General features: G+C 40.1%; 10 protein-coding genes. All 10 read left to right on the top strand.

The genetic code is table 11. From position 1 onward, the window contains the following. Positions 1-128 precede the first annotated feature (128 nt). The 10 genes from rpsB to IHV10_RS06030 all read left to right on the top strand — a co-directional run bounded on the left by rpsB (position 129) and on the right by IHV10_RS06030 (position 13,873). A complete protein-coding gene (gene rpsB / locus IHV10_RS05985; protein WP_137789641.1) occupies positions 129-854 on the top strand; it encodes a 30S ribosomal protein S2 in 726 nt (241 codons plus the stop codon). A 102-nt stretch (positions 855-956) separates the two neighbouring features. Continuing rightward, a complete protein-coding gene (gene tsf / locus IHV10_RS05990) occupies positions 957-1,835 on the top strand; it encodes a translation elongation factor Ts (RefSeq protein ID WP_197127743.1) in 879 nt (292 codons plus the stop codon). Positions 1,836-2,160: 325 nt separating this feature from the next. Continuing rightward, positions 2,161-2,886: a UMP kinase gene (gene pyrH, locus IHV10_RS05995; RefSeq protein WP_066393724.1), complete on the top strand. Its 726-nt coding sequence runs from the start codon at positions 2,161-2,163 to the stop codon at positions 2,884-2,886. Beyond that, positions 2,886-3,443, top strand: coding sequence for a ribosome recycling factor (gene frr / locus IHV10_RS06000; protein WP_137789640.1), 558 nt, complete (start codon positions 2,886-2,888; stop codon positions 3,441-3,443). The genes pyrH and frr overlap by 1 nt, the downstream gene beginning before the upstream one ends. Before the next feature lie 169 nt (positions 3,444-3,612). After that, positions 3,613-4,368, top strand: coding sequence for an isoprenyl transferase (locus tag IHV10_RS06005; RefSeq protein ID WP_197127744.1), 756 nt, complete (start codon positions 3,613-3,615; stop codon positions 4,366-4,368). Between the two features lie 13 nt (positions 4,369-4,381). Further along, positions 4,382-5,170 carry a phosphatidate cytidylyltransferase gene (locus tag IHV10_RS06010; protein ID WP_197127745.1) on the top strand — a complete coding sequence of 263 codons (789 nt, stop codon included), beginning with the start codon at positions 4,382-4,384 and terminating at the stop codon, positions 5,168-5,170. A gap of 16 nt (positions 5,171-5,186) precedes the next feature. Continuing rightward, positions 5,187-6,344, top strand: a complete 1,158-nt coding sequence (dxr, locus tag IHV10_RS06015; protein ID WP_197127746.1) for a 1-deoxy-D-xylulose-5-phosphate reductoisomerase — start codon at positions 5,187-5,189, stop codon at positions 6,342-6,344. 5 nt (positions 6,345-6,349) lie between these two features. After that, positions 6,350-7,612, top strand: coding sequence for an RIP metalloprotease RseP (gene rseP / locus IHV10_RS06020; RefSeq protein ID WP_197127747.1), 1,263 nt, complete (start codon positions 6,350-6,352; stop codon positions 7,610-7,612). Between the two features lie 27 nt (positions 7,613-7,639). Continuing rightward, on the top strand, positions 7,640-9,352 hold the full coding sequence (locus tag IHV10_RS06025; protein WP_197127748.1) for a proline--tRNA ligase: 1,713 nt from the start codon (positions 7,640-7,642) through the stop codon (positions 9,350-9,352). Positions 9,353-9,571: 219 nt separating this feature from the next. Further along, positions 9,572-13,873: a PolC-type DNA polymerase III gene (locus IHV10_RS06030; protein WP_197127749.1), complete on the top strand. Its 4,302-nt coding sequence runs from the start codon at positions 9,572-9,574 to the stop codon at positions 13,871-13,873. Positions 13,874-13,947: the final 74 nt, after the last annotated feature.

A 13,947-nucleotide genomic window follows, 5' to 3' on the forward strand; every position in this document is an offset into this window, starting at 1 on the left:
AAACATGTTATATTATTTCTCGGTGTTAATCACACACGTTTGCGGATTTGAGTAATGTGGTGCTGACTAAGTCAGTTATTGCTCAAAGGTGAAACAAACGGAGGTAAACAAACCTAGGAGGTGCCATTATGGCAGTAATTTCAATGAAACAATTGTTAGAAGCTGGTGTACACTTTGGTCATCAGACTCGCCGTTGGAATCCGAAAATGTCTCGTTACATTTTCACAGAAAGAAACGGTATCTACATCATCGATCTTCAAAAGACAGTAAAGAAAGTTGAAGAGTGCTACAATGTTATGCGTAACATCGCAGCTGACGGTGGAAAGATCCTTTTCGTAGGAACTAAGAAACAAGCTCAAGATTCAGTAAAGGAAGAAGCTGAACGTTCTGACATGTACTACATCAACCAACGTTGGTTAGGTGGAACATTAACAAACTTCGGTACAATCCGCAAGCGTATCAACCGCTTAAAAGATCTTGAAAAAATGCAAGAAGACGGTACTTTTGAAGTACTTCCTAAGAAAGAAGTTATTCTTCTTAAAAAGGAAATGGATCGTCTTGAAAAGTTCCTAGGCGGAATTAAAGACATGAACAAGCTTCCTGACGCATTATTCGTAGTTGACCCTCGTAAAGAGCGCATTGCGATTGCAGAAGCTCGTAAATTAAACATCCCGATCATCGCTATCGTTGATACGAACTGTGATCCGGACGAAGTTGATCACGTTATCCCTGGTAACGATGATGCAATTCGTGCAGTTAAACTTCTTACTGGTAAGATGGCAGATGCTATCATCGAAGCTAACCAAGGCGGAGAAGAAGTAGCAGAAGCAGCTGAAGAAGAAACTACTGCTTAATTAAATGGAATGCTCAAGGGTGGTAGAGGGGATGACCCTTTATCACCCTTTTTATGTAAAAGCACAACTAGCACTACATATCCCATAAGGAGGCAAAAACACATGGCTATTACAGCACAAATGGTTAAAGAATTGCGTGAGAAAACTGGCGCAGGTATGATGGATTGTAAGAAAGCATTAACTGAAACAGATGGTAACATGGAGGCGGCAATTGATTACCTTCGTGAAAAAGGGATCGCGAAAGCTGCTAAGAAAGCTGACCGTATCGCTGCAGAAGGTTTAACTTCTGTAATCGTTGAAGGCAACAAAGCAGTAATCCTTGAAGTAAACTCTGAAACAGATTTCGTTGCAAAAAACGAAAACTTCAAAAACTTAATCGCTGAACTTGGTAACCACTTGTTGGCTACAGAGCCTGCTTCTGTTGAAGATGCATTGGCTTCTGAGTTTAACGGAACTACTGTAAATGATTACATCAACGCAGCAATTGCAAAAATCGGTGAAAAACTTACTCTTCGCCGTTTCGAAATCTTGAAAAAAGACGACAATGCAGCATTCGGCGCATACCTACACATGGGTGGTCGTATTGGAGTTCTTTCAGTTGTTGAAGGGACTACAGAAGAAGAAGTTGCAAAAGACGTTTCTATGCACGTTGCAGCAGTAAACCCTAAATACATCTCTCGTGACGAAGTTAGTGAAGAAGAAGTATCACGTGAGCGTAAAGTGTTAACTGAACAAGCACTTAACGAAGGAAAGCCTGAAAACATCGTAGCTAAAATGGTAGAAGGACGTCTTGGTAAATACTTCGAAGATATTTGCTTAAACGACCAATCTTTCATTAAAGATCCAGACCAAAAAGTAGGTAAATATGTAGCTTCCAAAGGTGCTACTGTTAAAGCCTTCATTCGCTTTGAAGTAGGAGAAGGTCTTGAAAAGCGTGAAGACAACTTCGCTGAAGAAGTAATGTCTCAAGTTAAAAAGTAAGCACAGTTTGAAAAAGAGGGGAGCACGTTGTGTTCCTCTTTTTTTACAGAAATAACCTTGGTTTATTAATGGTTTTCAAAAAAGATTGCTGCTTATGCTTGATAAAGACATCTTTGACTAGTTGATTGAAGTGTAAGGTGCGAGACTCCTGCGGGACGAGCGGTCAGGTGAGACACTTAAAGGCGCAAAGCGGCAAGTGGCTCACCGGTCGCCCCGCGGAAAGCGAGCACCTGAAACGGAGATTAACTACTTTCATAAGCAACATAGCTTTACAGAAAAGCCTTAACACCAAAGTAAATACATTTTTTAGGTGATGGAGGGACAAATGACTACTTCAAAATATAAACGAGTCGTCTTGAAACTAAGCGGAGAAGCATTAGCAGGTGAACAAACTTCTGGAATCGATCCAAAAATCGTTCAGTCAATTGCTGAACAAGTAAAAGAAATCGTTGAACTCGACGTAGAAGTTGCTGTAGTTGTAGGCGGCGGAAACCTATGGCGCGGTAAGACGGGTAGTGAGATGGGAATGGACCGTGCCTCAGCAGATTATATGGGCATGCTTGCTACAGTTATGAATTCATTAGCTCTTCAAGACAGTCTTGAAAACATCGGGGTTCAAACAAGAGTACAAACATCAATAGAAATGCGTCAGGTTGCAGAACCTTATATCAGAAGAAAAGCCATTCGTCACCTTGAAAAAAAGCGCGTTGTCATATTTGCAGCAGGAACGGGTAACCCGTATTTCTCAACCGATACGACAGCAGCACTGAGAGCAGCAGAAATTGAAGCGGAAGTCATCTTGATGGCTAAGAACAACGTGGATGGCGTGTATTCTGCAGATCCGAAGTTGGATGAGAATGCAGTGAAGTATACGACATTATCTTATCTTGATCTTTTAAAAGACGGACTAGCTGTAATGGATACAACAGCTTCGTCACTATGTATGGACAATGACATCCCGTTAGTTGTTTTCTCGATCATGGAAGAAGGAAACATCAAACGAGCAGTTGCTGGAGAAAAAATTGGAACCGTTATAAGGGGGAGAAACTAATGGCAAAAGAAGTTTTAACTCAAGCAGAAGAAAAGATGCAAAAAGCAATCGGAGCTCTAAGACGCGAATATTCAACACTTCGTGCAGGTAGAGCAAATCCTTCTCTATTAGACCGAGTACAAGTTGATTACTACGGAACTCAAACACCAATCAATCAATTAGCAGGTGTAACCACTCCAGAAGCTAGACTTTTAGTTATTCAGCCTTACGACAAATCTGCAATGGCAGATATTGAAAAGGCGATCCTAAAGTCTGATCTTGGTCTAACACCTTCTAACGATGGGCAAGTGATTCGTATTGCGATTCCAGCTCTAACAGAAGAGCGCAGAAAAGAATTAGTTAAACTTGTTAAGAAGTTTGCTGAAGAAGCGAAAGTAGCTTTAAGAAACGTTCGCCGCGATGCGAATGATGATTTGAAGAAACTTGAAAAAGAAGCTGAGATTACAGAAGATGAACTACGCCGTTATAACGATGATGTTCAAAAGCTTACTGATAAATACACAGCTGAAGCTGATTCTGTAAGTTCTGCTAAAGAAAAAGAAATCATGGAAGTATAAAGCTTTTCCATGTACAATTAAATATAAAAAGCCCTCTATAAAAGGGGGCTTTTTTATTAGACAATATCGCCATTTTGCTAGATTTAAATTGATAAGTGGTGATAGGCATTAGGAGAAAATCTCTTATAGAGGTTGATTCTATGAAGTCTAAGAAGATGGAGGCTTATACATGCTTGACAAGCTTTTCTTTAAGAAAAAAAGTCCAGAGAATCATACATTTAAAGAAGAAAACATCCCTAAACATGTAGCTATTATTATGGATGGTAATGGTCGGTGGGCAAGGAAACGAGCGATGCCACGAATTGCCGGACATCATGAAGGGATGAAAACAGTTCGGAAAATCGTTAAAGAAGCGAATAAGATTGGGATTGAAGTGCTGACCCTTTATGCGTTTTCAACTGAAAATTGGAAACGGCCACGTGAAGAAGTCGACTTTTTAATGAAGCTTCCTGGAGAATTTTTAAATACTTTTCTGCCAGATTTGATTAAAGAGAACGTACAAGTGCGAATAATGGGTAAAAAAGAGTTATTGCCCCTTCATACTGTTAAAGCAGTAGATGAGGCGATTAACAAGACGAAGAACAATACAGGGTTAATCTTAAACTTCGCTCTTAATTATGGCAGTCGTGATGAGATTACAGCTGCAGTAAAAGCATTGGCTTCTGAAGTTAAACAAGGAAGATTAGAGCCTTCAGATATTGATGATTCTATGATCGAGCAGCATTTAATGACGCATGATCTAAAGGACCCTGATTTATTGATTCGTACAAGCGGTGAAGTTCGATTAAGTAACTTTATGCTATGGCAGCTTGCGTATTCTGAATTTTGGTTTACTGAAGTGTTATGGCCAGATTTTTCTGAGGAGCATTTAAGAGAAGCTGTATCACAATTTGCCGGACGAGGCAGGCGGTATGGCGGTGTTTAATTAAGGAGGACTTATGAAACAACGGATAATAACAGGTGTAATCGCAGCCGTTTTATTTATAGGGATTACCCTTTATGGAAGCTGGCCGTTCTCACTATTAATACTATTGCTAACTGGGATTGGCATGTTTGAATTATTACGTATGAAAGGGATGGAGCGAAGTTTCGTCGGGGGAATCGGCTATCTTTTAGCAGTCTTGGTGGCATTGCCAGAAGATTGGATGAGTTCATTAGAACCCTTTACTAAAACTGATGCCATTATACTTGCAGTTCTTCTGCTGCTAGTCGTAACGGTCATACAAAAGAACAATACAGATTACAATCATATTTCTTTTGTACTATTTAGTTCTATTTATGTAGGATTTGGCTTTTTCTATCTACTAGAAACGAGAATATTAGAGGACGGTGTCCAGCTACTATTCTTGATACTATTCATGATTTGGGCGACTGACTCTGGAGCATATTTTGTTGGGAAATCGATTGGAAAGCGAAAACTTTGGCCGGTTATCTCCCCAAACAAAACGATAGAAGGTGCAGTTGGCGGAATCTTCTTTAGTATTGTTGTAGGGGTGATCAGCTATTTCACTTCTTTCGTTGATACGTCGATATTTAATATTCTACTTATCTCACTTGTCGTAGGCATATTTGGTCAGATTGGTGACTTGGCAGAATCGGCATTCAAACGAATCTACGATGTAAAAGATTCTGGTACTTTACTTCCTGGTCATGGTGGGATATTAGATAGACTAGACAGTGCGTTGTTTGTATTCCCGTTGCTTCACGTGCTTCATTTGATAGGATAACGCTAGGAGGTATTGTATGAAATCAGTTAGTTTACTTGGTGCAACAGGTTCGATCGGCATTCAGACCTTAGATGTTATCGCCTCTCATCCACAAAAGTTCAAATTAAGTTCGATGTCTGTAGGTAAGAATATTGAGGATGCTGAAAAAATCATACAGAAATTCCAGCCTGAAATTTGTGCCGTTCAAAACGAAGAAGATGCAAAAGTACTTCGGTCTAGGGTGAATTCATCAACAAAAGTTGTTTCAGGGATGGATGGATTGATTGAAGCCGCGGTTTCTACTGATTCAACGGTTGTTGTGAACGCAGTAATCGGTAGTGTAGGCTTACTTCCTACATTAAAAGCAATCGAAGCAAAAAAAACGATCGCTTTAGCTAATAAAGAAACACTTGTGACTGCAGGTCACCTTGTTATGGAAAAAGCGAAAAAACACAACGTACCTATTCTTCCGGTCGATTCAGAACATTCAGCGATCTATCAGTGTTTAAACGGTGAAGACCCAAACCGTGTAGAGAAGTTGATATTGACTGCTTCTGGTGGAAGTTTTAGAGACCGAACTCGTGAAGAATTAAAAAACGTTACAGTGCAGGAAGCTTTAAATCATCCAAACTGGTCTATGGGTGCGAAAATAACGATTGATTCCGCAACAATGATGAATAAAGGGTTAGAAGTTATTGAAGCTCACTGGTTATTTTCCTTTGATTATTCGAAAATAGACGTCATTTTACATAAGGAAAGTATCATACACTCTATGGTAGAGTTTGTTGATACAAGCATTATCGCTCATTTGGGACAACCAGATATGAGAGTGCCGATACAGTACGCTCTTACATATCCCGATCGGCTTGAATTAATAAACGGGAAAAGGTTAAACTTATGGGAAGTTGGGAAGTTACATTTTCAAGAAATGGACTACGACCGGTTCAGGTGTTTAAAACTGGCATTTCAAGCAGGAAAAGCAGGAGGCTTGATGCCGACGGTTTTAAATGCTGCGAACGAAAAAGCGGTTGAGCTATTCTTGAATGGTCATATCTCGTTTCTTGAGATTGAAGAGATGATTGAACGTGCTATGCAAGAGTTGTCTAATGTCAGTACGCCAGACCTTGAGACAATACAAGAAACAGATAATAGGACTCGTCAATATGTGGAGTCACTACTTAGTAAAGGCAGGTAATGGGAATGAACACTGTGATAGCCATTATCATCATTTTAGGTGCTTTAATTTTCTTTCATGAACTCGGACATCTATTGCTAGCAAAACGTGCAGGCATCTTGTGTCGTGAGTTTGCAATTGGATTCGGCCCAAAAGTGTTTGCCTTCAAGAAAGGGGAAACGGTCTATACGATCCGTCTTTTACCACTTGGAGGGTTCGTGCGCATGGCTGGAGAAGATCCAGAAGGTATTGAACTTAAGGCAGGTCACAGAGTTGGTTTGATCTTCAACCAAGCAGAAGAAGTGGAGAAGATCGTTGTAAATCACCGTGATAAGTATCCGGTTCAAAAGACGATCACCATTGAAAAAGCTGATCTAGAACGCGAATTGTATTTGACAGGTTTTGAAAATGAAGACTCTGGATCTTCGACTTACAAAGTTAAAGAAGATGCATTATTTGTAGCAGATCACCAAGAGATGCAAATCGCACCTTATAATCGACAGTTTGGATCAAAGACGATCATGCAGAGAACACTTGCTATCTTTGCTGGTCCAGCTATGAACTTTCTACTTGCTTTTGTGATCTTGGTCGTATTCTCACTCATGCAAGGTATACCGACAAATGAATCAAGACTTGGTACCCTTCAAGAAGGAGCAGGCGCTGAGAAAGCCGGTTTAGTAAAAGGGGATAAAATTATTGCGGTTCAGGGCGAAAAAATGGACGACTGGAAAGAGTTAGTTTCCGTAATCCAAGAAAATCCTGGCGAAAAGTTAATGTTTACGATAAACCGTGATGGTGAAGAGAAAGTGGTTCCTGTTACGCTTGGCTCTCGCAAAGGTGCTGATGATAAGAACGAAGGATTTATCGGAGCACATCCATATACTGAATCCTCTTTTGTTGGTTCATTAGAATATGGAGCTAAACAAACATGGTTTATGACAACAGCTATATTTACGGGTCTCGGACAGCTTATTACTGGTCAGCATGGAATCGACCAACTTTCGGGGCCGCTCGGAATCTATGAATATACAGATCAAGCTGCTAAAGCTGGTGTTTATATGCTACTTCAGTGGGCAGCTATACTAAGTGTAAACTTAGGAATCTTTAACTTGTTGCCTTTACCGGCACTTGACGGAGGACGCCTTTTATTCTTAGGTGTTGAAGCATTGAGAGGAAAACCGATCGATCCACAAAAAGAAGGAATGGTTCATTTTATCGGATTTGCCTTTTTGATGCTATTGATGCTTGTTGTAACATGGAATGATATACAGAAAATTTTTCTTGGTTAATCAGGGATGATTTGAGGAGTAGAGATAATGAGACAAAGTCAATTGTTTATGCCAACATTAAGAGAAGTTCCTGCAGATGCAGACGTAAAAAGTCACCAGCTCTTATTAAGAGCTGGCTTTATACGTCAGAATGCTGCCGGCATTTACTCATTTCTACCTTTGGGGAAAAAGGTTCTTCATAAAGTAGAGAATATTGTACGAGAAGAAATGAATCGTGCTGGTTCACAAGAGATGATGATGCCCGCACTGCAGCTTGCTGAACTTTGGCAAGAAAGTGGCCGATGGTATAGCTACGGTCCGGAACTTATGAGACTAAAGGACCGACACGAGCGTGATTTTGCTCTTGGAGCTACACATGAAGAAGTGATTACAAGCATCGTTCGAGACGAAGTGAAATCATATAAGAAGCTTCCTCTTAACTTATATCAAATTCAAACGAAGTTCAGGGATGAAAAGCGTCCTCGTTTCGGACTGCTGCGCGGAAGAGAGTTCATTATGAAAGACGCATACTCTTTCCATGATAAACAAGAAAGTCTTGATGCTACGTATGAAGCGATGAAAGATGCCTACTCCGCTATCTTTAGCCGCTGCGGACTAAACTTCCGAGCGGTTTTAGCAGACTCAGGCGCAATCGGTGGTAAAGATAATCATGAGTTCATGGTCTTATCAGAAATCGGTGAAGATTTGATCGCGTATTCAACGGATTCAGATTTTGCAGCGAACATCGAGATGGCTCCTGTTGTAATACGTGAAGAGCGTTCATCTGAAACACTTATGGAGCTTGAGAAAGTAGAAACAAAACAAGCAAAAACAATTCAGGAAGTTTCAGAGCTATTAAAGGTTACACCATCAAAAGTTATGAAATCTTTGCTTTATATCGCTGACGAACAACCTGTTTTAGTGTTAGTCCGAGGAGATCATGAGGTTAATGAGATCAAGCTTAAGAATGTGCTTTCTGCTAAAGAAGTAGAATTAGCTTCAGCGGAAGAAACAAAAAAATGGTTGAACGCGGAACACGGATCTATCGGACCGGTCAACTTGTCAAAAGACGTTAAAATCATCGCAGATCAAACAGTCCCTTATATGGTTAACGCAGTTTGTGGCGCGAATGAAACAGGCTACCATTATACGAATGTTAATCCAAATAGAGATTTTGAGTTTAATGAAACAGCTGATCTTCGTTTTGTTGTGGAAGGTGATCTGTCACCTGATGGTAAAGGGACAATCGTTTTTGCAAAAGGAATTGAAGTCGGTCATGTGTTCAAACTTGGTAAAGTATACAGTGAGCCAATGAAAGCCTCTTACTTGGACGAAAATGGCAAGAATCAGATTATGTCAATGGGTTGTTACGGGATAGGTGTTTCTCGTACATTAGCTGCAGTAGCAGAAGAAAACAATGACGAAAAAGGATTAATCTGGCCGTTATCACTAACTCCGTTCGATGTTCATTTAATTGCTGTCAACAGTAAGAATGCCGAACAAGCAGCACTTTCAGATGAATTGTATATTCAGATCAAGAATGATGGTTTTGATTGCTTATATGATGACCGCCCTGAACGTGCTGGTGTGAAATTTACAGATAGCGACCTTATCGGATTGCCAATTCGTGTTATGGTTGGCAAGCGTGCTTCAGAAGGAATCGTTGAAGTGAAGATTCGTAAGAGCGGAGAATCTTTCGAAGTGCCAGTTTCTGAACTTAGCGATTTTATGAAAAACGAGTGGGACAAACTTAAGAATTAAAGTGAATTTTTGTGTTAATCTATAAAACTAATAGAGGAGGTGCCTCTCATTCAAGAGGTGCCTTTCTCTTTGTACTTTACGAATTAGAATCTAATCTTTATGATGATATTCGAGGCTGAAAGATTTATAGCTATAGTATAATAAATAAAGACACGTATAAAAAAATACGTAGGTTAGTCATGTGAAAACATAATTAAACCCCTTTAAAAGGAGGTTCGTATGAGCGGAAATGATCAGCAGATTAGACAAGAAAGGCTATCGCTTCTTTTAGAACAACTAGGTATGCCCCTTGAGATGAAAGCCGGTTTTTCGGAAGGAACGATCGAAAAACTTACGATAGATAAAGCAAATAGAAGCTGGCATTTTATTATAGGCCTCCTGCGCCCATTAACGCCGGACAGCTATGCTTGGTTTAGTGCCAGCCTTCGCCAAACTTTTCAACATATTGCTACAGTGTCTTTTTCTATTCAAACGAAGGAGAGTTTTCAAGCAGAAGAGCTTCTTGGTTTTTGGCCGTTGTGCAAAGAAAAGTTAGTAGAGACAGCGGCACCGAGTCTAGGAAGCATGCTTTCTACACAAGATCCTATTGCCGAAGGAAATTTTTTGTGTTTGACCGTAAGAAATGATGCGGAAGAAGCATTGGTGCAGAGAAAGCTATCTCCTGTTATCAAAGAGATGTACAGTCAGTTTGGTTTCCATTCTGTAATGGTAAAAACAGAGATTAAACACTCTGAAGAAGATTTTCAAAAGTTTATCGAACAGAGAAAACAAGAAGATCAGAATAAAGTAATGGAAGCTTTAGTTGAAAAAGAAAAAGCTGCCAATCGATCTGAAGGTCCTGCAGCAAGAACAGATATTATGATCGGATATTCGATCAAGGATGATCCTGTTCCGATTCAAACGATTCAAGATGAAGAAAGACGCATAACGATCCAAGGTTACGTCTTTCATTCCGAAACGAGAGAGCTTAGAAGCGGACGTACGCTTTTAACGTTTAAAATTACCGATTACACGGATTCTCTACTCATTAAAATTTTCTCTCGAGACAAAGAAGATATCCCTATCCTACAAGGTATTCAAAAGGGAATGTGGTTAAAAGTTCGAGGCGGAATACAAAATGATACGTTTGTAAGAGATCTGGTCATGATCGCTAACGATATTAATGAGATCAAACCTGAATTCAGAAAAGATTTAGCGGAAGAAGACAACAAACGTGTTGAGCTTCACCTTCACACACCGATGAGTCAGATGGACGCGATATCCTCTGTCTCCTCTTTAGTGGGACAAGCGAAAAAATGGGGTCATCCAGCTATTGCGATAACTGATCATGCTGGTGTTCAGTCTTTTCCAGAAGCTTATAATGCAGGAAAGAAAAACGGAATCAAAATCCTGTATGGACTTGAAGCAAATCTTGTAGATGATGGTGTACCGATCGCATATAATGAGGCGCCGAGAAAATTAACGGATGAAACATACATTGTCTTTGACGTTGAGACGACAGGTTTATCAGCCGTTTATAATAAAATCATTGAACTCGCTGCTGTGAAGATACGTGGTGGAGAGATCATTGATCGTTTTGAAAGGTTCGCGAATCCTCATGAATCTCTATCTCAAACAACGATTGAATTAACTGGAATTACAGATGATATGGTCGAGAACGCACCTGAGATCGAAGAAGTGCTTCGTGATTTTCACACGTTTATGGGTGATGATATCCTAGTAGCTCATAACGCGAGCTTTGACATGGGGTTCTTGAACGAAGGTTTACGAAAGATAGGATTAGGCGAAGCGAAGAATCCTGTTATTGATACACTTGAATTGGCAAGATTTCTGCTGCCGCAATTAAAGAATCATAGATTGAACACCCTTTGTAAAAGGTTCGATATCGAACTTACTCAGCATCACCGAGCCATCTATGATGCAGAAGCAACCGGTTATCTGCTATGGAAACTGTTAAAAGAGACGTTTGAAAAAGAAATCTTCTATCACGACCGTTTGAACGATAACATGGGGCAAGGTGGATTTCAGCGATCAAGACCGTTTCATTGTACGCTCTTAGCTGCAACCCAAGAAGGTTTAAAGAATTTATACAAGCTCGTTTCTGAGTCACATCTATCTTATTTTTATCGAACACCACGTATCCCTAGATCACGATTAAGCAAACTTCGAGAAGGTATACTCGTCGGTTCAGCTTGTGATAAAGGTGAAGTGTTTGAAGGTATGATGCAAAAACCGATCGAAGAAGTTGAAAAGATCGCGGAGTTTTATGATTACTTAGAAGTTCAGCCGCCAAGTAACTATTATCATCTTATCGAAAGAGAATTAGTCGCAGATGAGATGAACTTAAGAGAGATCCTTTCTAATATCGTTCAGCTTGGAGAGAAATTGAACAAACCGGTTGTCGCAACAGGAAACGTTCATTATTTAAACCCTGAAGATGCGATCTATCGAAAGATCTTGATCTCTTCTCAAGGTGGAGCGAACCCTCTAAACAGACAAACTCTTCCAGATGTTCATTTTAGAACAACGGATGAGATGTTAGACTTGTTCTCTTTCTTAGGTGAGGAAAAAGCACAAAAAGTAGTTTGTGAAAATACGAGACAGGTCGCTGACATGATACAGGAGATCAAACCGATCCCTGATGATCTATATACTCCGAAGATCGAGGGCGCAGATGACGAAGTACGCTCGATGAGTTATAACAGAGCTAAAAGCATCTATGGAGAGAACCTTCCTGAGTTAGTTGAAAAGAGACTGGAAAAAGAATTAAAGAGTATTATCGGACACGGATTTGCGGTTATTTACTTGATCTCACATAAACTTGTGAAGAAATCCTTGATCGATGGATATCTTGTAGGATCGCGTGGATCGGTCGGTTCGTCGTTTGTTGCGACAATGACTGAGATTACTGAAGTGAACCCACTGCCTCCGCATTATGTTTGTCCGAAATGTAAAGAATCCCATTTCTTTAATGATGGTTCCGTAGGATCCGGTTATGACCTTCCAGATAAAGAATGTCCAACATGCGAAGTGCTTTATATAAAAGATGGACAAGATATACCGTTTGAAACGTTCCTTGGATTTAAAGGAGATAAGGTACCGGATATCGACTTGAACTTCTCTGGTGAATATCAGCCTAGAGCGCATAATTACACGAAAGAATTGTTTGGTGAAGATTATGTGTATCGTGCAGGTACGATTGGTACGGTAGCTGAAAAAACGGCTTACGGTTATGTAAAAGGATACGCAGGAGACAATAACTTAACGATTCGATCTGCAGAAGTAGATCGCCTCGTATCTGGATGTACAGGAGTAAAGAGAACTACAGGTCAGCATCCGGGTGGAATCATTGTTGTTCCAGATTATATGGATATTTATGATTTTTGCCCTGTTCAGTTCCCAGCCGACGATAGTGGTTCAGAATGGAAGACGACTCATTTTGATTTTCACTCGATTCACGATAACTTATTGAAACTTGATATACTAGGGCACGATGATCCAACTGTTATCCGGATGCTTCAAGATTTAAGCGGTATTGATCCGAAGACCATTCCTGCATCAGATCCAGAAGTAATGAAAATCTTCTCAGGCCCAGAAGTATTAGGTGTATCAGAAGAACAGATCATGTGTAAAACGGGCACTCTAGGAATTCCAGAGTTTGGAACAAAGTTCGTAAGACAGATGCTTGAAGAAACAAAACCAAGTACTTTTTCTGAACTTGTACAGATTTCAGGACTCTCTCATGGTACAGACGTATGGCTGAACAATGCCAACGAACTGATCGCAAACGGCACTTGTGTGCTAAAAGACGTTATCGGATGTCGTGATGATATAATGGTCTATCTGATTTATAAAGGCCTTGAGCCATCACTTGCATTTAAGATCATGGAAAGTGTACGTAAAGGAAAAGGTCTGCCGGATGAGTGGATCGAAGAGATGAAGAAGAACGATGTACCTGATTGGTATATTGGTTCATGCTTGAAGATCAAGTACATGTTCCCTAAAGCCCATGCAGCAGCATACGTGTTGATGGCCGTTCGTATCGCATATTTTAAAGTTCGCTATCCAATTTGGTTCTATGCGGCATATTTCACCGTAAGAGCGGATGATTTTGATGTGGAGTCTATGATCAGAGGATCTAAAGCATTACGAACAAAGATTGAAGAGATCTCAGCTAAAGGTCTTGATGCTTCTACAAAAGAGAAGAACTTGCAAACGGTTCTAGAACTTGCACTTGAGATGTGTGAAAGAGGGCTATCATTCCAAAAGATCGATCTGTATCGATCGAGCGCAACAGACTTCCTAGTAGAAGGTGATACATTAATACCACCTTTCAATTCAATCGCAGGCTTAGGTACAAATGCAGCATTAAACATTGTAAAAGCAAGAGAACAAGGTGAATTTCTTTCTAAGGAAGATCTTCAGCAGCGTGCGAAGTTATCTAAGACCATTATTGAGTACTTAGATGACCAAGGATGTTTAGAAGGAATGCCTGATGCAAACCAGCTTTCGCTCTTTTAACAAGGGCTTTCTGAAGGCTTGATAAGTTGCAGTATTTTATTGGTTATGGTATAGTATTTTTGGAAATACTGTTG

Source organism: Fictibacillus sp. 5RED26 (assembly GCF_015903895.1).
Classification (GTDB): domain Bacteria; phylum Bacillota; class Bacilli; order Bacillales; family Fictibacillaceae; genus Fictibacillus; species Fictibacillus phosphorivorans.

What these genes read in the sequence shown, in the direction of transcription:
- rpsB (WP_137789641.1), top strand. Translation starts at nt 129, where the DNA reads ATGGCAGTAATTTCAATGAAACAATTGTTAGAAGCTGGTGTACACTTT.
- tsf (WP_197127743.1), top strand. Translation starts at nt 957, where the DNA reads ATGGCTATTACAGCACAAATGGTTAAAGAATTGCGTGAGAAAACTGGC.
- pyrH (WP_066393724.1), top strand. Translation starts at nt 2,161, where the DNA reads ATGACTACTTCAAAATATAAACGAGTCGTCTTGAAACTAAGCGGAGAA.
- frr (WP_137789640.1), top strand. Translation starts at nt 2,886, where the DNA reads ATGGCAAAAGAAGTTTTAACTCAAGCAGAAGAAAAGATGCAAAAAGCA.
- IHV10_RS06005 (WP_197127744.1), top strand. Translation starts at nt 3,613, where the DNA reads ATGCTTGACAAGCTTTTCTTTAAGAAAAAAAGTCCAGAGAATCATACA.
- IHV10_RS06010 (WP_197127745.1), top strand. Translation starts at nt 4,382, where the DNA reads ATGAAACAACGGATAATAACAGGTGTAATCGCAGCCGTTTTATTTATA.
- dxr (WP_197127746.1), top strand. Translation starts at nt 5,187, where the DNA reads ATGAAATCAGTTAGTTTACTTGGTGCAACAGGTTCGATCGGCATTCAG.
- rseP (WP_197127747.1), top strand. Translation starts at nt 6,350, where the DNA reads ATGAACACTGTGATAGCCATTATCATCATTTTAGGTGCTTTAATTTTC.
- IHV10_RS06025 (WP_197127748.1), top strand. Translation starts at nt 7,640, where the DNA reads ATGAGACAAAGTCAATTGTTTATGCCAACATTAAGAGAAGTTCCTGCA.
- IHV10_RS06030 (WP_197127749.1), top strand. Translation starts at nt 9,572, where the DNA reads ATGAGCGGAAATGATCAGCAGATTAGACAAGAAAGGCTATCGCTTCTT.